This is a genomic window from Wolbachia endosymbiont (group A) of Nomada flava (genome assembly GCF_964027055.1).
Classification (GTDB): domain Bacteria; phylum Pseudomonadota; class Alphaproteobacteria; order Rickettsiales; family Anaplasmataceae; genus Wolbachia; species Wolbachia pipientis.
Genome location: NZ_OZ034725.1, coordinates 463,235 through 483,888 on the forward strand (window position 1 = coordinate 463,235; position 20,654 = coordinate 483,888).

The following is a 20,654-nucleotide window of genomic DNA, read 5'->3' on the forward strand; positions in this document are numbered from 1 at the left end:
GAAATTAAATTATTTACATAGTAATAGAAAAGACAGCAAAGCGCAAACAAAAAATATTGACAAAGGGCAACATGTTTATTAGCTTTAAAGTTGAAGCCCGAAAACGCTAAAAAGAAATTAGGGGGGTGTAGCTCAGTTGGTTAGAGCGCATGCCTGTCACGCATGAGGTCGTGAGTTCAAGTCTCATCACTCCCGTCATATTAGTTTTAGCATAACTTAGAATTCGCAGTATTATTGCCGGTATTGAGAAACGCCTTCACCAAACTTGATATGGCATGGTATTGTAATTAATACTTAAATAGGTTTGTTTTTATCATTAACAATTAGGATTAAATATGCTCATTTCTGAAGTTTTTGCAGCAGATGCAACTAGCAATACATCAAGTATCGGCGCATCTTTTGCTAGTTTTACTCCATTGATTTTAATATTTGTGGTATTTTATTTTCTCATTATTCGCCCGCAACAAAAAAAACTAAAAGAACATAGAAAGATGATAGATCAAATAAAACGTGGTGATACAGTCATTACTTCTGGTGGAATAATAGGTGAAGTTAATAAAGTTGATGAGGCAAATGCACAATTTATAATAGAAATAGCACCAAAAGTTGAGATAAAAGTTCTAAAGTCCGCTATATCTGAGGTTTTAAGCAAAGAAACTCAAAAAGTAGCAGCTAAACCAATTAAAAAGGTAAAATCGAAAGAATGATAAAAAGAATATAAATCAACCAGTAATAAAGGCAAAAATGCTTAACATGTTTAGAAAAAAGTTTGTTTGGTGATCCATTTGTGTGCGGAATATTTGGTGTAGTAAGTAGTGGTGATTCAGTAATACCAACCTTACTAACTGGGTTACAAAAATTGGAATATAGGGGATATGATTCCTCAGGTATAGCAATCATAAATAACGAAGGTAAGATAGAAGTCAAAAAATCAGAAGGTAAAGTCGAAAGGTTATGTGAAGTTGTTGATGACAGCAAGATGTCTCACAGTACAGTTGGTATAGCACATACTCGCTGGGCTACACATGGAGTTCCAGGCCTTAAAAATGCTCATCCCATTCGTACAAATAATGTTGTTGTTGCTCATAACGGCATAATTGAGAATTACAATCTGCTAAAAAAGGGCCTAGAAGAAAGGGGCATGTCATTCCATACTGACACTGACACAGAGATCATACCAAACATGCTAACCTTATATCTCGATGAAGGATTGTCGCCAGTTGATTCTCTATTTAAGTGTTTAAACAACCTACACGGCTCATTTGCCTTGGTCTTATTATTTGCAGAATATCCAGACGCCTTATTTGTTGCGAAGAGAAATTTGCCTTTAGCAATAGGCTATAACTGTAACACAGTGTTTGCTGCATCTGACTCTAATGCTTTAAGTGCATTTGTGGAAAAAATATCGCATTTGGAAGATGATGATATTGCAGTGATAAAATCTAGTGGAGTTAGTATATACAACAATGGTACACAAGTTAAACGCAGTATAGAAAATAGTAGTCCAAGTGATTTTCTAATTAGCAAAAATGGCTACCCTAGCTTCATGTTAAAAGAGATTTTTGAGCAACCGCGTGCATTAAACAAAACAATAAATCAATTTTACAAGCAATATAAAGAGGTCAACAAAAAATTGTTTTCTGAGCTGAGTTACATTACTATAGTTGGATGCGGATCATCTTATTTTGCTGGGCTAATAGCGAAGTATTGGCTGGAAAGTATTGCTCAAGTTCGAGTATATCTAGAAATCTCATCAGAATTTAGGTATAGCAACGTCAAGCTAGAAGAAGGCAGCATTGGGTTATTTATCTCTCAATCTGGCGAAACTGCAGATACCATAGAAGCGCTGCGTTATGCGAAATCACAGAAGCAAACAATCATAAGTATAACTAATACATTTAGCAGCAGCATTGAAAAGATCTCAGATATTGTGTTACATACTCTTGCTGGGCAAGAAATTGGTGTTGCTTCAACAAAAACCTTTTCTGCGCAACTTGCAACTTTAGCATGCTTTGCCGTGGAGCTTGGAAAAATAAAAGGTATACTGGGTGGAGAGAGAATAAAACAGCTAAGCAACGCTATTAACTCTATTCCCAAGTATGTTGAGCATGTTTTAAATGTGATGAAAATACAACATATATCAGGCAGCATATTAGAACACAATAACGTTATTTTAATTGGCAGAGGAAGTTCATACGGAGTTGCAATGGAAGGTGCATTGAAGATAAAAGAGCTTTCATACATCAATACAATTGGTATTGCAGCGGGAGAAATGAAGCACGGTTCTATTGCTTTAATAGACTCTACTGTGCTTGTTATAGCAATTATCCCTTATGATGATTTATTCTTTAAAACGCTATCTAATATACAAGAGATTATTGCAAGAAAAGGCAAAGTAATTGCCTTCAGTGATAAACAAGGAGCGCCATTCCTAAGGGGAGTTTGCGCAGATGTGGTGCAACTTCCAGACACTGATAATTTTATCTCTCCAATCATCTACAGTGTTGCTATGCAATTCCTTGCTTACTTTACTGCAGCAAAAAAAGGGTTAGATGCAGATTGTCCAAGAAATTTAGCTAAGTCTGTCACGGTTGAGTAGTCCATTTAAGTTAAAGCTAAACTTCTGTATCTGTTCAGGGTAGCGGCAAGACCATAGAGTAAAAGTGAGTTTACAACAAATGGTGTCATGCAAGTAGCTGACACTGGGATCCAGGTTACTATATATGAAAAGTTATTATGTTTATATACTTGCAAGTGAACGAAATGGGACCCTGTATATAGGTATAACGTCAAATTTAATTAAACGAATTTGGGGTATCTGTTCAGGGGCATCACAAATATTGAAGCAAAGTGCGTGACACACAGCTGTACGAACATTTATTTGCAAAGGCAGTATGTTAAGTGTTATAGCCAATTTTGCCTCAAACACAAAGGTGTCATCCCAGTGCGTGACACTGGGATCCAGAAAAATTGATTGTGCACTATACAACATTTTCGATCAAAAGCTGGATCCCAGTGTCACGCACTGGGATGACACCATTTGTTGTAAACTCACTTTTACTCTATGGTCTTGCCGCTACCCTGAACGGATACAGATTAACCACATTACCTCACGTTTTCTCTATGATTATTTTTTTAGATTACTTGTCTACCTTATTTGCCGTTCTCCTGAACGAATATACAGAAGCTATAAAAACTATCTAATAGCTACCCAAAACCCTTATTTCCCACTCAAGTTCAACATTAAATTTATCCTTTACTGCATCTTTTACTCTGTTGCCAAGGTTTTCCAAGTCAGATGCAGTTGCATTATCGTAATTGAGCAAGAAGTTACAATGTTTCTTAGAGATTCTAGCTCCACCAATATTTAACCCTAGGCAGCCAGATTTATCAATTAACTCCCATGCTCGGTAGTTTTTTGGATTTTTGAATATGCACCCAGCAGTTTTTCCTCTTGTTGGCTGGCTTTTATTTTTTCTCTCAATAACTTCCTTTAACCTTTGCAGTATAAGCTCATACTCTGAGTTTACTCCTTTAAACTCAGCTTCAACAAAAATCCAATTTCCTTTTAGGCTATGTCCACGGTAAAAATACCCCATTTCTTCGCTGGAGAACTCATATAGGTTTCCATCCTCTAGATTCACTGCTTTTATGGATTGTACAACACTTGCGATATCACTACCATATGCACCTGCATTCATTTCTATTCCGCCACCAACTGTTCCTGGAATTCCAACTAGAAACTCAAGTCCACTAATTTGTTGCTCTCCTGCAAAGTAAGCAAAGTTACTAAGTAACGCAGCACCACCTGCAACAATAGAGTTGTTACCTTTACTTTTTATATATGAAAATTCCTTACCCAATTTTACTGTTATTCCTCGAATGCCACTATCTCGCACTATTATGTTGGATGTTGCACCGATAACGTTAATTGGCAACTCAGTGTTTTTAATCAAGCATGTTAAATCTTCAATATCACGTGGTTTAAATAATATATCAGCTCGTCCACCGACATTTAACCACGTCGCTTTAGACATTAAGATGTCATAACGATAGATTCCACGTACTTTAGGTAAGCTTATAAGCATTTTGATTTCAACTCTAACCCTGCATCCATACCCATTTTCTCCGCATCTTCTATAAATGAAGTGCGCTCAGTGAAGTATATATTTTTTCCATCTGCCAACATACAACGAAGGTGTAGCATATTTTCGCTCACATATTCAGCCAAAGCTGCAAGTGGTGTAAAACATGAACCATTCACTGTCTTCATAAAACTGCGCTCTGATTTCACTCCTATAAAAGACATATTATTATTAATTTTCTCTAAAAGATCGATAATTTTTACATCATTCCTTCTACATTGAATACAAATCGCTCCCTGTCCCACTGCACTTAACATAACTTTTGGTGGCAATACCTCTGTAATTAAGTGATGTTTTTCTAATCTTATGAGTCCTGCTTCAGCTAGAATTATTCCATCAAAACTTTGATTTTGCAATCTAGTTGTTACATTTCCACGTAGCGGTACTATATTTAAATCTGGTCTAACATTTAACAACTGAACTTTTCTTCTTATTGAAGAAGTGGCAATAGTAGCCTGCTGTGGCAAAGATTCAAGGCTATTGTGTTTATGAGAAATAAACGCATCGCATGGACTTAGCCTTTCTAAAACACAAGGAATTGTTAAACTCCCTGAGAAAAACGCAGGCATATCCTTTAGCGAATGAACTGCCATGTCTATATTATTTTCGAGCAATTCAGCCTCAATTTCTTTAATGAATAATCCTTTACCTCCTATTTCAGCAAGATTTGCGTTTGCATACTTATCTCCAGAAGTTTTTATCTTAACAATTTCAATAGATAAGTTAGGAAAAGAGTCCAGCAACTTTTGTTTTGCTTCCAAAGCCTGGGCAACTGCAAGCTTGCTTCCTCTGGTACCTATTTTGACTAGCATATGTACGACTGTTTGAATACCAAACTTTAACCTAATTAATTACTTAAACACTTTGGTAGCGTGTATCGCATGAACCTCGGTTACCCTCTCTCTGATGTCATTCAAGTACTTGGATCCAGTTTAATTCATCATATGAGCCTTTGCATTTATTGTACTTTAACTTAAAACCAAAAGCAACTTTGACTTTACAAAATAATAACCTTTTACATGCATAAATAAGCTTACTGGATTCTAGTGCCCCCTATCCAAGTAGCTGACACTGGTTCCTTTATGACGGTGTCATCCGAGTAGCTCCTTTCTCGTCATTCAAGTAGCTGACACTGGTTTCCATCCAAGACGGTGTCATTCCAGTCCGGAATCCAGAAAAAAGAATGGTGTCATCCAAGTGCCCAGACACTGGGATCCAGGAATTTTATTAAGTTGGTAAGCATAAAAATAGATGTTTTACGTTAAAATACAATGTTTTCGATGAGATTATATGGAAAACTGGATCCCAGTGTCAAGCACTGGGATGACAAAAAAAGGAGCACTGGAATGACACCCTTTACGGGCTCTTAAATTGCAACTATAAATATTTAAGAAATTTACCAAATAAAAAAAAAGGCAAAAGAAGCCCCATGGTTAACTAGTTATTTATATGTACTTCAAAATATTGGCGTTTTTTATTCTAAACGCTACGATTCAGCCGCTTTTAAATGCGACTAACCTAAATTATAAACGTTAAGAAATTTACTGAGTGAAAAAAAAGGCAAAGAAAACCCAGGGTAGCTAGCATTCAAATTCTCCCTTGTCAATTTGACGTTTTTTGCTGTCTTAAACGCTTTGTAAGCGCGTTTCAGCTTATATAGGTAAAAACCCAGAAATGTTGTGAAGACATACGGTGCACATAGTGCAAAAAATTAAAAATAAGACGCCAACTACGTTGTTTTTTTTGCTGTTTAATCTGCACAGATGAAGATAACTAAATATTCAGTACCATGATAGGGGGGCTAGCAAAGCTTGTCAAGGAATTTTTATGGCCTAGCGTCACGTGCTGGAATGACATTTGGGAATATGTTATCCGTTTGTCACTTCTAAATGATAAGAGCCTCAATGAATTTATTAGTTTATTACATGTCTCTTTTCATGTATAAATCTATAGAAAGTTTTATACGGAAGTTGTTTTATGAGCAAAATTATAGAAATCAGAGCACCAAAAACTCTTGGTGGTGAATCAGTTACAGAAGGTATAGTAAAAATAAAGAAGGGTATTGGAGAAGCAGTAAAAGTAGATGACTTGATCTTTGAAATTGAAACTGACAAAACAGCACTCGAATTAACTGCAGAAGCTTCAGGGCAAATAACTGAATTTCTTATAAAAGAAGATGATGTAATAAGTCCTGATCAATTGTTAGCGAAGCTTTCCATGGGAGAAGTAAAAAAGGAAGCGAGAAAAGAAGATAAAAGCGAAAGTGCTGCTAAAAAAGATGCTCCATCAGCTCGTAAAATTATGGAAGAAAATGCAATCAGTGCAGAAAGCGTCAAAGGAACTGGCATGGGAGGCAGAATAACAAAAGCAGATGTGATAGGCCATATGAACAAAGCTGAACAACCTGCAATAAAACAATATGAATTGCCAAAAAGTGTAGTAAATGGAGAGCAAAGAGAGGAACGAGTAAAAATGAGCAAAATAAGGCAAGTAATTGCCGCTCGTTTGAAAGCATCGCAAAATACTGCTGCAATACTGACCACGTTCAATGAAATTGACATGAAGAATGTCATGGATCTAAGAGCAAAATATAAGGACGCCTTTGAAAAAAAATATGGAATAAAACTTGGTTTTATGTCGTTTTTTATAAAGGCAGCGGTGCAAGCATTGAAAGAAATTGCTGAAATTAACGCTGAAATCTCAGGCGATGAAATCATATATAAACATTACTATGACGTAGGTGTTGCTGTTGGCACCGATAAAGGTCTTGTTGTACCAGTTATTCGGGGTGCCGATCAGATGTCATTTGCAGAAATTGAGTTGACTTTAGTTGCTCTTGGCAAAAAAGCTCGTGAGGGTAAATTACAAGTATCAGAAATGGAAGGTGCAACATTTACCATCTCAAACGGTGGAGTATACGGTTCACTTCTTTCCACTCCGATAATAAACCCTCCGCAATCTGGAATACTTGGAATGCATTCAATACAAAACAGGCCAGTTGCTGTTGGTAATGCAGTAGAAATCAGACCTATGATGTACATTGCTCTCTCTTACGATCACAGAATAGTTGACGGCAAAGGAGCAGTAACTTTCCTTGTTAAGGTAAAAAATTACATAGAAGATCCAAACAGATTAGTTTTGGAAGTGTAGCTCAAATGAGTTGTTGTTAGTCTAGTATTGCTCAAAACCTAAACTTTGTCTAATTCTGCCAGCAGTTTAGCAACTTCAGAAATGATTAGGACTCTGATGTTCCTTAAAGATAGATACAGCCCGTGCAAACGACTCCTGTTGTTTCTTGTGGTCACCTAAGGTACCATAAACTTCACATAAGTCTGCCAGTAGTTTGGCAACTTCCGGATGATCAGGGCCGTAATGTTCTTCAAAAATAGGAAAGGCCTGTTCAAGTAGCTCCTTTTTTTCCTTATGGTCACCTAAATCCCCATGAGTGCCACCGTGGCTTACCAGTAGCTTAGCAACTTGAATATGACCAGAACCATAGTGTTTCTCAAAAACAGGTGAAACCCGCTCAAACAACTCTTTAGCTTTCTGAGGATTACCTAAATCCCTGTAAACATTACCTAGATTTGCTAGTGTTCTAGCAACTTCAAAATGATCAGGCCCATAATGCTTCTTTTGAATCGCTAGAGCCCTTTCAAGCAGCTCTTTAGCTTTATGAGGGTTACATAAATCCTTGTAAGCGTTACCGAGACTCACTCGTACTTTAGCAACTTTAAAATGATCACGGCCATAATATTTCTCAAAAACAGGCAAAGCTTGCTCAAGAAATTTTTGTGCCTTCTGGGGACTGCCTGAAGCCCCATAAGCGGGGCCTAGAATTTCCCATAGTTCAACAACTTTAGAAGTAATCATGGACATGATGCTTCTCAAGAATAAATGAGGCCTGCTCAAGCAACTCCTTTGCTTTCTGAGGGTTACCTAAATCCCCATAGGTAATACTTAGGTTTGCCAATAGTTTAGCAACTTCAAGATGATCAGGACCGTAATGTTTCTCAAAAATAGGTAAAGCCCGTTCAAACAACTCTTTAGCTTTTTGAGAATCACCTAAGTCTCCATAAGTTCCGCCTAGGTTTTTTAGTATTATAGCAACTGTAAAATGGTTAGGCTCATAATGTTTCTCTTGAATTGCTAAAGCCCGTTCAAGCAACTCTTTTGCTTTCTGAAGATTGCCTAAATCTCCATGAGCGTTACTTAGGTTTGTCAATGTGATAGCAACTTGGAAATGATCGGATCCATAATGTTTCTCTTGAATTGCTAAAGCCTGTTCAAGTAACTCTTTTGCTTTCTGAGGATCACCTAAAGTCCTATAAGTGGTACCGAAGCTCACTAATGTTCTAGCAACTTCGAAATGATCAGGTCCATAATGTTTTTCTTGAATTGCTAAAGCCCGTTCAAGCAACTCTTTTGCTTTCCGAGAATTACCTAAATTCCCATAGGCATCACCTAGATTGGCCAATGCAATGGCAACCTGAAAATGATCAGAACCATAGTATTCTTCAAGAATAGGTAAAGCCTGTTCAAGCAACTCCTTTTGCCTACTAGGATTACCTGAATCCCCATAAGCATTACCTAGATTTGTCAGTGCAATGGCAACTTGAAAATGATCAGAGCCATAGTGTTTCTCAAGAATAGGTAAAGCCTGTTCAAGCAACTCCCTTTGTTTCTGAGGATCACCTGAGGTACCGTAAACAATACCGAGGTTTATCAATGCAATGGCAATTTGAAAATGATCAGAGCCATAATGTTTCTCAAGAATAGGTAAAGCCCGTCCAAGTAACTCTTTTGCTTTCTGAGAATCACCTAAAGCTCTATAAGAGGTACCTAGACCTACTAATGTGCTAGCAACTTGGGAATGATCAGGCTCATAATGTTTCTCTTGAATTGCTAAAGCCCGTTCAAGCAACTCCTTTTTTTCTTCATAGTTACCTAAATTCCCATAAATGATACCGAGGTTTGTCAATATAACAGCAACTTGGGAATGATCAGGCCCATAATGTTCCTCTTGAATTGCTAGAGCCCGTTCAAGTAACTCTTTTGCTTTCTGAGGGTTACCCAGACCCCCATAAGCGTTGCTTAGGTTTGTCAGTATAATAGCAACCTGGAAATGGTCAGAGCCATAATGTTTCTCAAGAATAGGTAAAGCCTGTTTAAGTAACTCCTTTTGTCTCCTATGATTACCCAGATCCCCATAAGCGATACCTAGATTTGCCAGCGCTATAGCAACTTGAAAATTATAAGGCCCATAATATTTCTTAAAGATAGATAAAGCCTGTTCAAGCAGCTCCTTTTGTCTTCTGGGATTACCCAAGTCATGGTATCCATCGTTCATCCATATTAACAAATACACAAGATAATCCTTTTCTATTGTTTGTTTTTCTGAAGGATTTTTTGCTAGCCAATTATCTATATGTGATAAAAACGCTTCTAAGTGCGGCAATAATTGTCGCTTCTTAGCATAATCTTCTAATTTATCACTGTCGTCAGGGAAGCTTTCTTTTAGTAATTCAAAAGTCTTTTTCACAACTTTGTTTTTGCCTTGTTTTTCTAACTCTATCCTTATTACTTGCTGTACTAACCTGTGAATATTGACTAAATTTTGCTCTTCTCCTGAGTTGATCATTGAATATTGCTTAAGTAGTTGGATAGCATCACCTAACTTTTCTCTATTGCGCTCTAATCCTAAAAACATTTCTACAGGAATGTTGTCAGGAGCAATATAGGCGATGGTATCTAAAATTTCTTTGGCTTGTTGGCCGTACTCTTGGTTATCTTTGATTTTATTAATAGTAATTCTCCAGGTTATAAAAGTTGTCTCGGTGTAACTATCATTGCTGTTTTCAGGAAATTCAAAATCAAGTAACTTTTCTGCTTCCTCTTTATACCTCTTTAAATAATCACTGATTTCAAACCTCAGGCCTACATTCTTTAATGCTATATCCCTTTCTTTTATATATGCAACTGCCTGCTGCAGAGCTAAAGGAAAATGCTGTAATGTCTCTGCTAAACTCTTTATTTCATTTTCTTGTGATCCATCTTTTATACCCAGTGCTTTTTTAATGAAGTCTATTGATTCTGGTTCGGTAAATGTACCCAATGTTAACGGTTTTATATCTCCCCACTTCTGATTACGAGAGGTAATCAGAACACTAGGTTTATTATCATCAGATGATAAAAAGTGGGACGGTAAAAATTGACTAATACCAGCATCTTGACCTTCACTTCTATATTTTTCTGCATTATTGAAAACAAAGAGACTTTTTCTCTTGGCAAAAAAAGCATATATATCTCTTACAATATATTCAATATCCCTATCTTCTGTAGGAATGCCTAAAAGACCTTTAGCTAATCTGAAAAAAGACTGCACTATAGTTTCATAGGTTGCAGCATTTATCCATATAATATTGTTGTCATAATCTTTACTGTGCTTTTCAATATATTTTCTGGCTAGTTCAGTTTTACCTATTCCTCCCAAACCACAGATAGAAACTAGTTGTGATATTACTGTGGCTACACCTTGACTTTTTTGTATTAATTTGTGTAGTTCTCGTAATTCTTCTGTCCTTCCAGTGAACGATCCTACTGGATTTCTCACATCAAATCGAAAGCCTCCTAAGAGGTTGTCCGGAAACAAGTAAAAGGCTATAATATCTGAAATTTTAGTACGGGGTAAAGATGAGAAAAAAGTATCCAACAGATCTAAGCGAAAGGGAATGGGCAAGAATAGAAAAACACTTCAGAGTATCATACAAGAAAGGAGGAAGGCCGCCAAAGTATAGCAAAAGAGAAATATTAGAAGCAATTTTCTATGTATTGCGTACAGGGTGTCAATGGCGGTATTTACCAAATGATTTTCCGCTATGGAAGACTGTGTATGAGCAGTTCAGGCAATGGAAGAAGCAGGGAATTTTTGAGAAAATGAATTATGAAATATAGTAGAAGAAAAATAGGAAGGAATGAGCAGCCGAGTGCCTGTATAGTAGATAGTCAATCTGTAAAGACTACAGAAAAGGGGGGATCAAAGGCTATGATGGAAGTAAAAAAGTAAAGGGTAGAAAAAGGCATATAATTACAGACACTCAGGGTTTTATACTAGGTTGTTACGTAGGCGCTGCTAACGAAAATGATAGAGATGGTATTAAAATAGCATTAAACAATATGAGAACAAAATATACTAAAGTTAAAAAAATGTGGGCTGACATGGGATACCAAGGAAGAAATTTAAAGAATCACATAAAGGAAGAATATGACATAGATATTGAAATTGTTAAAAGGCCTCCATGTAGATTTTGGGTGCACAAAGATACGCCACCTGAGCTACTACCAACAAGAGAACAAGGGTTTAAAGTACAGCCAAGAAGATGGGTTGTAGAAAGGACTTTTGCTTGGGTTAATAGGAATAGAAGGCTATCGAAGGAGTATGATTTACTCACAACATCCACTGAGAATTTCATATACCTAGCTATGAGTAGGGTTATGTTAAAGAGGGAATATGCTTGAATTTACTTGTTTCCGGACAACCTCTGATTGATTTTCTCGCTAATATGAACAAACCTGACTAATGAAGGTACTATTTTGCCTAACTTTTGATTCTCATATATTTTTGTTAGATAGAGTATTTCTTCGTCTTCATCTTCATACTCCCTTACTGTTATTGGTTTAGGTAATAGATCTACAACATTAACTGACAGTACTCTTGCTATTACATATAGTACTTCAATCGGAATAGGAATATACCCATTTTCATAATTGGTTACTTCTTTATATGCTAATCCGATTTTACTTGCTAACTCTGCTTGAGTACACCTTTGCATTAATCTACAATCTTCTATTTTTTGCCCTATTTTATAACTTATAGAACTAATATCTCTTACAGAAACAAACATATATACCTTACTTAGAAATAAATTTTCATGCAATTTGATCAGCGGATAAACCAACTATTTGCAAAATAATATCAATAGAAATTCCCCCTTTTACTAAATCCTTTGCAACTTTGATCCTTTCCGCTTTCCTCACTTTTTCTTCGCAAATATGCATCCCTTCAAATAAAGATTTTATTAATGCATTACGTAGTTCTTGGCTCTCAATTTCTTTGTATTCTTTAATCAAATCAGGTAGCTCATTTTCTACTGTACTACCTTCATCTTTCTCTATTAGTAGATCTGTAATATTAATCGATAACGCTTCTGCCATTTCATATAATTTATCAAGTGGAACAGCAGTCCTTCCTTGTTCATAGTTGCTTACTTCGTGACGGGTTGTACTCATTTTCTCTCCTAAATCTTTTTGAGTATACTCTCTCACTAGCCTCCATTCTTTTATCTTCTTTCCTATTTGGCAGTAAATAGAACCTCCTTTTTCTTCAACGCATTCATCAGCAGACAGACCAATTGTTTTTGCAACGATATCAACAGAAATTCCTGCTTTAACCAGACCATTTGCAATTTTTATTTTTTCCGATTTTCTACTACTTTTTTCACTGACTTGGACAAATTTGGTTAGCAAACAAAACATCTTACGTAACTCCTGATCGTTAATCTTCTTATATTTTCTTATTAGGTTTAATATTTCTTCTCCCTCATCTTCAAGACAGCTTTTTGATACAGGAATAAGATCCGTAATACTGATTGATAGTGTCTCAGCTATAGCATACAACCTTTCAATTGAAATTCTACGGTTCCCTTTTTCATATTGCAGTATTACCCAGTACTTTACACCAATTTTCTCCGCTAAATCCTTTTGAGTATACCCTCGCTCTAACCTCCAACTTTTCAATTTTTGCCCTACTTCATAGTCTAGACTTTTTTCCACGCAAAAAACCATATATATAATATTTTCTACTATAGCTCAAAGGCTCCAGTAAACTCTGGAACCTTAAAATAAATGAATTAAAGTTCCCTAAAGGTTTCTTTACTACCTCCAAATACCCTATTTACCCATGAAGACAATACTTCATCATTGCTAATCTCTTTTATAGCATACTTTTCACTCCATATGCCACATCTAGTGAAACTACCTCTCTCTACTGCTTCTTTAAGTTTTACTCCCCCAAAGAGGCAATTTTTTCCTATTTCTTCGCCTCTTTTTTGTAACTCAGCCCACATTTCCTTGTTTTCTACTCTGACTTGTACTTGATCATATTTTTTTACATCGTGGTACAATATAACATTTAGCTTACCAATGCTCGTAGGAAATTCTAATACAATAGAGCTTCCATCTGACATATCAGTATAGTTTCTTATATCTCCTTTCTCGCTTTTAACCTCTACTGCATTATTGCCCATTCTTAAAATTAAACCTCTGTTTGCTTCCAGTATTTTGGCTACCTCTACCTTGCTATCATCAGAAAATTCTATATATGATGTTGTATTGTCTATCTCGAAATCTATTAAGGATCCTTCTTGAACAGCACTTTCGCCAGCTTCCTCTAGCTCTTCTAGTTGCTTATCTATCTGTGGCTGAACTTCTGGCTGTAGCTCATTATAGATTTCACCTATCAGTTTATTCTGCAGTAAAGTATCATGAAACTCTGCACCGCTTAGCATTAATTTACGTATTAGCTTTTTTCGATCACTTTTTTCTAATCTGTGAAAATGTGTACCTAATACTACATATTCTGCAAAACTCCATTCCCCATCATTACATGCATTTAGCCTTGCTCCAGCAGCTAGTGCTTCGTCTACAGCCTTGTGCAGTTCATTTGGACTTTTTGCTCTTACCACAGTACTCTTAAACCAGCTCAACTTTTCACTTTCACCTCTACTTGGCTTTATTTTTTGCAAGGCAGAGGTAAATGGATTTTTATCTTCTTGATCACTTATAGGTTTTGTGCCATATATATAATCAAGTCCCTTTCCGTAGTTGATTTGAACGTCTCTATTAGGGAAGGGCACTTCTCCAGGTTTTTTAGCCTTATTAATTTTGCTTACAAAAGTGGACTGCTCTTTAGCACGACCAATTCCTATAATAGCATTCAACATCTCACCTTTTGATAATTTATCAAGATCAATGTTTAATTCGTAAGTACCTCCCTTTTTATCATTAAAAGGTACAATTATCTTATTACCCATATTAGCCTCCGCTATTAAATATACTTTTTAAGTGTATAGTTGTTATACACTCTACTACTCATTATAAATTATAGTGAGTAGATTTGCAAATACTTTCTACTATAACAATCCGTTTTCTCGAAAGCTGAAATAGCCTCCACTTGTGATAATAATATGATCAAATAATCTAACGCTTACAGTACTACATGCTGCTGCTAAGCTCTTCGTTACTTCTTGATCTTCTTCTGATGGTTCTAAGCGTCCCCCAGGATGGTTGTGTGACATTATTACTAATGTTGCATTCTTTATTAATGCTTTTCTTATAATTTCCTTTATGTATACTGGTGCTTTTTCCATTTCACCAATATAGGATTCTTCTCCGATTAATTGGCGCCTCTTATTCAAATACAGTATTTTTACACATTCCCTTTCTGAGTGTCCTATACTTACGTTCAAATACTCTACTAGCCCTTGTAAGTCCATTATTGGCTCACTCTTAAGCTTTTCTCTGAGCACCCTTTCTAGTGTTTCCTTAACACACATAATCATTGCTACTGCAGAATCAGTTACTCCTTCTATAACTTTCAGGTCATCCATTTCTCGGCCTAAAATCCTTCCTACTCCTGTATAAGTATTCACCAGATTTTTAGCAATTTCTTGAGCTTGTGGCCTTTCATGTACTGCACTTAGAAACGTTTCCATTATTTCACGATCAAGTAATGCTTTGCCTTTGCTTTCTAATATTCTGAACTCTATTTCCTCTTTACTTTTATTCATATAATTTACCCTTCACTAACAACAAACTTTTTTTAAATATTTACTGCTGTTTTTTTATCAGCATTGGCATAGAGCCATAGCTTCCGAGTGAAGTCAAATCAATTTTTCAATCTTTTTTACTTATTTTTTCATGAATAGGTGAAGATATTAATATATGGTGATTTTTTTATTTTAAACTTGTTGAATTTCGCCTAAAGAGAGGCCTGTTATTTGCAAAATAATATCGGTAGAAATTCCTTTTTTAACTAAGTTCTTTGCAATTTTGATTCTTTCTTCTTCTCTAATTTTCTCCTCACAAATTTGTATGCTTTTAAACATAGATTTTATTAGTACATTACGTAGTTCTTGGCTCTCAATTTCTTTGTATTCTTTAATCAAATCAGGTAGCTCATTTTCCACTTTACTACCTTCATCTTCTTCTATTAGTAGATCTGTAATATTAATCGATAATGTTTCCGCTATTGTATACAATTTTTCCAGTGGAATAGCCACACGTCCTTGTTCATAGTTGCTTATTTCGTCACGTGTTGTATCCATTTTCTCAGCCAAATCCTTTTGAGTATACTCTCTCACTAGTCTCCATTCTTTTATCTTCTTTCCTATTTGGCAGTAAATAGAACCTCCTTTTTCTTCAACACATTCATCAGCAGAGAGACCAATTGTTTTTGCAACAATATCAACAGAAACTCCTCCTTTAACCAGACCTTTTGCAATTTTTATTCTCTCCGTTTTTTTACTATTTTTCTCACTAACTTGAACAAATTTGGTTAGTAAACAAAACATTCTACGTAATTCCTGATCATTAATCGTTTTATATTTTCTTACTAGATTTAATATTTTCTCTCCCTCATCTTCAAAACAGATTTTTTCATTTGATACAGGAATTAGGTCTACAATACCAATCGACAATATCTCTGCTATAGCATACAACTTTTCAATCGAAATTTTACGTGTTCCTTTTTCATATTGTAGTACTATTTGATACGTTACGCCAATTTTTCCCGCTAAATCTTTTTGAGTATAACCTCGCTTTAACCTCCAGCTCCTTACTTTTTGTGCTATCTGATACTTTATCAAGGTATTTGCCATAAATATTATACAGGTTAATACTACCAAATAAAGATATACAAAAACTTCTACGTTTCAATTTTAGTTGAATATTTCTTCACAATTGTGTATAATTATTAATGCTTTTTATCTTACTTTCTCATGGCTCTTTCCAAGTTTCTTGATGCTCGCAATGATATAGCTTTTCGCCGTATCTTTGGTACCGAAAAAAATAAAGATATTCTTATTCACTTTCTCAATGATATACTAGGTCTTACCGATGACAATAAGATTAAAGATGTCTCCTTTCTCAGTCCCATTCAAGACCCTGTCATCGCCTCTCAAAAGCAAAGCATTGTTGATGTTCTCTGTGTTGATTCTACAGGAATAAAAACAATAATTGAGATGCAAGTCGCTAAAACTACTGGCTTTGAAAAACGTGCCCAATACTATGCCGCTAAGGCCTATTCAAGTCAAGCTGATGTAGGTGATCAGTATCATGATCTTAAAGGCGTTATCTTTATTGCTATTGCTGATTTCATCTTATTTCCTAATAAGCTGGCTTATAAGTCTGATCACGTTACTTTTGATAAGATGACCTTTGAACATGATCTCAGAGACTTTAGTTTTACTTTTATAGAGTTACCTAAATTTAAAAAAAGAGAAGATCAATTAGAAAATATAGTAGAGAAATGGTGTTATTTTTTTAAACACGCCGGTGAAACAAGTGAAGAGGATCTAAAAAAAATAATAGGAAGTGATTTAATTATTGGCAGGGCTTATGATGAGCTGAACCAATATAATTGGAGTAAAAAAGAACGTCTTGCTTATGACCAAGCTAAGAAACGTACCGATGATTATTTATCTAGTCTTGAAGAAAAACTTCATGAAGGCATCCAAATCGGCCATCAAAAAGGCAGAAAAGCAGAGAAAATTGAGGTCGCAAAGAATCTACTTAAAGCAGGAGTTTCTATTGACATTATAACTCAAACTACTGGTCTTTCTGTTGATTATATTGAGAAAATTCAAGAAAAGAAGTTTTAGCCATAACGTTTTTTTATTAAACTCTCTATTCTAGTAATTTTAATATTGCAATCCATTCTAATGTCTGTATAATGTCTGTATAATGTCTTATTTTACATAACACTGTTAATACTTAATAGGAGGGGTTAATGCCAACACAGAAAGAGCTTCGGGCTACGATGTCCAAAAAATTACAGGAAGCTATTAAACATCCAGATCCAACAGTTACTGCCGGGAGGAAGTCAGCTATCAAGAGATGGGTGGGAGTCCTTCATGACAACTTTATGGAGCATATAAAATACTTCAAGGATGATAAGCTGGAGTTTTTGCGTAATGTATTCCAAGATGAAGGTTGCTGGTCAGGTGTAAGGTTGGATAATGCTGCTTTAGGTCAAAGGTTTACTGAAGAGAAAATAGGTGGGGTAGATAATCCACTTTCAGAATATGATATAGCTTGTAGGTATTGCGTAGTAGATAAAATTCACCATCTCTTTCAAGAGCAGTTTGAATCTTACAAAGGTAGTTTTTCCTCGAATGCAGTTGATGGTTATGGTAATCCTGTAACTGACATATACATAAGAAACTCATTGTTGAACGGTATGAAAAGGGAAGATCCTGTATTAAGTTTCTGGATTGATAGAGAATCTGGGGAATTAAAGCAGTATGATGCAGTAGAAGGTTTTGATAGTGCTGTAAAACTTAAGTGGAGTGAAGGGGTAGAGCATTTTTATAATCATTTAAAAGAAGAAGATAAGGAAAAGAAGAAGATAAGGAAAAGAAGCTCACAGAAGCTATTCTTGCTCTTTCTCGTCCTCAATCTGTTGAGAAAGACGCCCCTATTTTAGATTTTTGTGTAAATAAGATAGTCGATAAAGATACTCTTTTACAGAAATTATCACAGAAAGATAAAGGAGTATATTCCCTTTTTGCTGAATTAATAGAGTCATGTTTTTTTGATACGGTTCATGATTTGGTACAGTGCTGGTGTTATAAAGAAGTTTCAGCAGGAGGAGACTGTTCGGACAAAATATTCTCACAGCGAGACTATGAGCTTTTTCTTTCCTCTCTTTCAGATGTGATGTTGAAAAATCCTGAATCAAATGTTCAAGCTAGATCTCTTATTATGGAATTTTGGGAATGTGGTAGCTTGTATCAATACAGAAAAGCTGCTGTTAATACTTCTAATTATACAGTTCCTACAAGTGGTGTATTTGCAGAGTTAATAGTCAATTGGAGACGAGAAGACATTTATAAGACTGATGAAGAAAAAGAAATAGAGAAAAAAGAAATATTAGATATGATGTCATTTGCCAAAGATTGCTTTCCTGAAAAGTTTGAGCTCTTTAAAAAACTAATAATAAGAGACCTTAGATTATGCGGTAGGGAAGGTAAAAGAGTAAATGTAGATTACGGTCTGTTTGCAGAAGAATTATTCTCTGAGTTAGAGAAAACAATTTTACCACCTGGTCCTGTAGGTGATGGTCCTTGCAGTAATTTGCGATCACGATCTAAAGCTCATGGTAGTAAGAAAACAACTTTGCCAGTTGATGATAGTCCGCAGTCTGAGCTTGGAACTCCTAGTGTAAGTGGTGTTTCTTCTTATAAGAAAAAAAGCGTCTTTACGCTTAGTGGTAATAAGTAATCCACTTATGAACTCTTGGTGTTTCTGGTCGTAGTAAATAAGGGGTATTTTGTATGAGTAATGGTGATGGACTTATTAGGAGTTTGGTGGATGGAGATCTTGAAGGATTCAGACAAGGATTTGAATCTTTTTTAGATCAATGTCCATCTTTCTTGTATCATGTAAGTGCAGGTCGTTTCCTTCCTGTATTCTTTTTTAGTATGTTTTCTACTGCACATGATGCTAATATCTTAAATGCAAATGAGAGAGTCTATTTTCGTTTTGATAACCATGGTGTTAATCCACGTAATGGTGAAAATCGAAATACGGCAAACCTAAAAGTTGCTGTTTATCGTGACGGACAGCAAGTTGTCAGATGCTACAGTATTTCTGATCGTTCTAATAGTGATGGGTTGAGGTTCAGTACAAGGGAGAGAAATGCTCTAGTGCGAGAGATTAGACGGCAAAATCCAAATTTAAGGGAAGAAGACCTAAATTTTGAGCAATACAAAGTATGCATGCATGGAAAGGGCAAGAGTCAGGGAGAGGCAATTGCAACAGTATTCGAGGCGATTCGTGAAAAGGATTTTAGAGATAGAGATAAATTTGCCAAGTATTCAGCATCTGAGATCAATTTTCTTAGGCAACTTCTAGGAAATAACATGACAATTAAGCAAATAAATAGAATACAACTCAATCAAAACCAGCGTGCACAACTTGATAATCTTGTCAATTTTGCGCAAGTAGCACATGGTCAACGAAGACAAATAAGAGATATTCTTGGAAATCAAGGGATAGAAGTAAATGATCTACTTACACTAGAATTTGCGACGAGAAATGGACATTATGATTACTGGCTTCAACAAATTGATATAGCTTACGCTGGAAGATTGCGATATCAGCTTCGTACTGAAGGTAATCACACTTTTGAAGTAGCTAATTTGGCAAGGAATGACGGTAACGAGCACATTGTTAGAGTATTAAATCAATTTAGGGAAAATGAAGAACAACAGCGTTTAACTTTAATCATTACTTTAAATAATACTCATTGGGTTACACTAGTGATTGAACGTCAAAATGGGAACTATGTTGGGTACTATGCTGATTCAACTGCTACTGCTGTTCCAGGTGGTATTATCGATATCATTCAAAATAACTTAGGAAATAATATCAGGATTAATAATGTTTCTGTTCGTCAGCAAACAGATGGTTGGAATTGTGGTTTATGGGCATTAGAAAATGCTACAGATATTAATAGAGTCCTAAATGAAAATCCTGGAGAACAAGTTCAGAATGTTGTAAATATTATGCGTGATTTTCTTGGAAGAGGCCACCCAAACAGAGATAGAAATTACTTTCAGAACATAAGAGTGAGCATTTCACAATTATTCAGGAATGATCCGGGATTTCAAGATGTGCAATTGCAAGCATACATTCAAAATAGAGAACAAATTGATCAATTACTACGTACTTATCTAGAATTAGGATATCACAGAGTGGGAGGAGGGTGTGGACCAGTAGAAGCACCTATATCGCTTAGTGTTAGTGATTCCAGTAATTTTGGTGGCCTGCCACAGTCGAGTTTAGAAGGTCCTGAAGCTAGTCGTATTTCTGACCTTAGCAAAGGTAAAGGCGGTAGGTAGAGGTAATCGGTAGATGAAAGGAGTGTAACAAAAACCTTATGCATCAAGTAGAGATTGTGAGCAAATTTAAAGAAGTTAAGATGGGTAACCTGTTTTTTTCTACTTGCAGCAATGTTTCAAAAAGTATATGTGTCGAGTTGGGTAAAGTTGAAGGAGGTTCTTAAATGAGCAACTATTAATTTGGTAGTATATAGCATTAATAAATTTAAACAATGTGACCATTTTCAGTGGTTAAAATCAATGAGCGTGAGAACATTTTTCTTTGGAATCAATTGGTCTACCACTAGATCTGTGCGAACTTTGCTATATAATAATTCCACTATACCGCAAA

At 35.7% G+C, this 20,654-nt stretch carries 18 protein-coding genes, 1 tRNA gene and 2 pseudogenes; 11 read left to right on the plus strand and 10 right to left on the minus strand.

Annotated features, from left to right (window positions below):
- Positions 1–121 precede the first annotated feature (121 nt).
- From AAGD70_RS02445 to AAGD70_RS02465, 5 genes are all read left to right on the plus strand, one after another.
- Positions 122–195: transfer RNA gene (locus AAGD70_RS02445), tRNA-Asp, on the plus strand.
- A 140-nt stretch (positions 196–335) separates the two neighbouring features.
- Positions 336–707 (plus strand): preprotein translocase subunit YajC, encoded by a 372-nt coding sequence (gene yajC, locus AAGD70_RS02450; protein ID WP_015589055.1) that lies wholly within the window; start codon positions 336–338, stop codon positions 705–707.
- 80 nt (positions 708–787) lie between these two features.
- Positions 788–2,599, plus strand: a complete 1,812-nt coding sequence (gene glmS / locus AAGD70_RS02455; RefSeq protein WP_065094677.1) for a glutamine--fructose-6-phosphate transaminase (isomerizing) — start codon at positions 788–790, stop codon at positions 2,597–2,599.
- 124 nt (positions 2,600–2,723) lie between these two features.
- Positions 2,724–2,858: a GIY-YIG nuclease family protein gene (locus tag AAGD70_RS02460; protein ID WP_245611025.1), complete on the plus strand. Its 135-nt coding sequence runs from the start codon at positions 2,724–2,726 to the stop codon at positions 2,856–2,858.
- 118 nt (positions 2,859–2,976) lie between these two features.
- Positions 2,977–3,204: a hypothetical protein gene (locus AAGD70_RS02465; RefSeq protein WP_167347032.1), complete on the plus strand. Its 228-nt coding sequence runs from the start codon at positions 2,977–2,979 to the stop codon at positions 3,202–3,204.
- Here AAGD70_RS02465 and murB read toward each other — a convergent pair.
- The 3 genes from murB to AAGD70_RS02480 form a co-directional block, all read right to left on the minus strand.
- On the minus strand, positions 3,201–4,088 hold the full coding sequence (gene murB / locus AAGD70_RS02470) for a UDP-N-acetylmuramate dehydrogenase (protein ID WP_065094672.1): 888 nt from the start codon (positions 4,086–4,088) through the stop codon (positions 3,201–3,203). The genes AAGD70_RS02465 and murB overlap by 4 nt on opposite strands.
- On the minus strand, positions 4,079–4,957 hold the full coding sequence (gene hemC, locus AAGD70_RS02475; RefSeq protein ID WP_065094673.1) for a hydroxymethylbilane synthase: 879 nt from the start codon (positions 4,955–4,957) through the stop codon (positions 4,079–4,081). Before hemC ends, murB begins: the two co-directional genes overlap by 10 nt.
- A gap of 268 nt (positions 4,958–5,225) precedes the next feature.
- Positions 5,226–5,354, minus strand: coding sequence for a hypothetical protein (locus AAGD70_RS02480; protein WP_281173538.1), 129 nt, complete (start codon positions 5,352–5,354; stop codon positions 5,226–5,228).
- A gap of 768 nt (positions 5,355–6,122) precedes the next feature.
- On the opposite strand from AAGD70_RS02480, the gene odhB reads away from it, so the two are divergent.
- The gene (gene odhB, locus AAGD70_RS02485) at positions 6,123–7,295 is read left to right on the plus strand and encodes a 2-oxoglutarate dehydrogenase complex dihydrolipoyllysine-residue succinyltransferase (RefSeq protein WP_065094674.1); all 1,173 of its coding nucleotides are present in this window, start codon (positions 6,123–6,125) and stop codon (positions 7,293–7,295) included.
- Positions 7,296–7,370: 75 nt separating this feature from the next.
- Here the strand turns inward: odhB and AAGD70_RS02490 are convergent, their stop codons facing one another.
- Positions 7,371–8,021 carry a tetratricopeptide repeat protein gene (locus tag AAGD70_RS02490; RefSeq protein WP_082941392.1) on the minus strand — a complete coding sequence of 217 codons (651 nt, stop codon included), beginning with the start codon at positions 8,019–8,021 and terminating at the stop codon, positions 7,371–7,373.
- A complete protein-coding gene (locus AAGD70_RS02495) occupies positions 8,002–10,755 on the minus strand; it encodes a tetratricopeptide repeat protein (protein ID WP_065094676.1) in 2,754 nt (917 codons plus the stop codon). The genes AAGD70_RS02490 and AAGD70_RS02495 overlap by 20 nt, the downstream gene beginning before the upstream one ends.
- An 80-nt stretch (positions 10,756–10,835) precedes the next feature.
- On the opposite strand from AAGD70_RS02495, the pseudogene AAGD70_RS02500 reads away from it, so the two are divergent.
- Positions 10,836–11,660 (plus strand): annotated as a pseudogene (locus AAGD70_RS02500) (IS5-like element ISWpi1 family transposase).
- Positions 11,661–11,683: 23 nt separating this feature from the next.
- Here the strand turns inward: AAGD70_RS02500 and AAGD70_RS02505 are convergent.
- The 5 genes and pseudogenes from AAGD70_RS02505 to AAGD70_RS02525 form a co-directional block, all read right to left on the minus strand.
- Positions 11,684–12,046: pseudogene (locus AAGD70_RS02505) on the minus strand (helix-turn-helix domain-containing protein); the annotation flags it as partial.
- Between the two features lie 25 nt (positions 12,047–12,071).
- On the minus strand, positions 12,072–12,986 hold the full coding sequence (locus AAGD70_RS02510; RefSeq protein ID WP_065095187.1) for a helix-turn-helix domain-containing protein: 915 nt from the start codon (positions 12,984–12,986) through the stop codon (positions 12,072–12,074).
- 65 nt (positions 12,987–13,051) lie between these two features.
- Complete coding sequence (locus AAGD70_RS02515; protein ID WP_065095186.1) at positions 13,052–14,233, minus strand: hypothetical protein; 1,182 nt, start codon at positions 14,231–14,233, stop codon at positions 13,052–13,054.
- Between the two features lie 99 nt (positions 14,234–14,332).
- On the minus strand, positions 14,333–14,989 hold the full coding sequence (locus AAGD70_RS02520) for a RadC family protein (RefSeq protein ID WP_065095434.1): 657 nt from the start codon (positions 14,987–14,989) through the stop codon (positions 14,333–14,335).
- A gap of 171 nt (positions 14,990–15,160) precedes the next feature.
- Positions 15,161–16,078, minus strand: coding sequence for a helix-turn-helix domain-containing protein (locus AAGD70_RS02525; RefSeq protein ID WP_065095433.1), 918 nt, complete (start codon positions 16,076–16,078; stop codon positions 15,161–15,163).
- A gap of 120 nt (positions 16,079–16,198) precedes the next feature.
- Here AAGD70_RS02525 and AAGD70_RS02530 point away from each other — a divergent pair, with 120 nt between their 5' ends.
- The 4 genes from AAGD70_RS02530 to AAGD70_RS02545 all read left to right on the plus strand — a co-directional run bounded on the left by AAGD70_RS02530 (position 16,199) and on the right by AAGD70_RS02545 (position 20,323).
- Positions 16,199–17,080, plus strand: a complete 882-nt coding sequence (locus AAGD70_RS02530) for an Rpn family recombination-promoting nuclease/putative transposase (RefSeq protein WP_065095473.1) — start codon at positions 16,199–16,201, stop codon at positions 17,078–17,080.
- 158 nt (positions 17,081–17,238) lie between these two features.
- Positions 17,239–17,904, plus strand: a complete 666-nt coding sequence (locus AAGD70_RS02535; RefSeq protein WP_341814096.1) for a hypothetical protein — start codon at positions 17,239–17,241, stop codon at positions 17,902–17,904.
- Positions 17,905–18,134: 230 nt separating this feature from the next.
- Entirely contained in the window at positions 18,135–18,701 is a 567-nt protein-coding gene (locus AAGD70_RS02540) for a hypothetical protein (RefSeq protein ID WP_341814097.1), read from the plus strand.
- A 53-nt stretch (positions 18,702–18,754) separates the two neighbouring features.
- Positions 18,755–20,323, plus strand: a complete 1,569-nt coding sequence (locus AAGD70_RS02545) for a hypothetical protein (protein WP_065095340.1) — start codon at positions 18,755–18,757, stop codon at positions 20,321–20,323.
- The last annotated feature ends 331 nt before the right edge of the window (positions 20,324–20,654 follow it).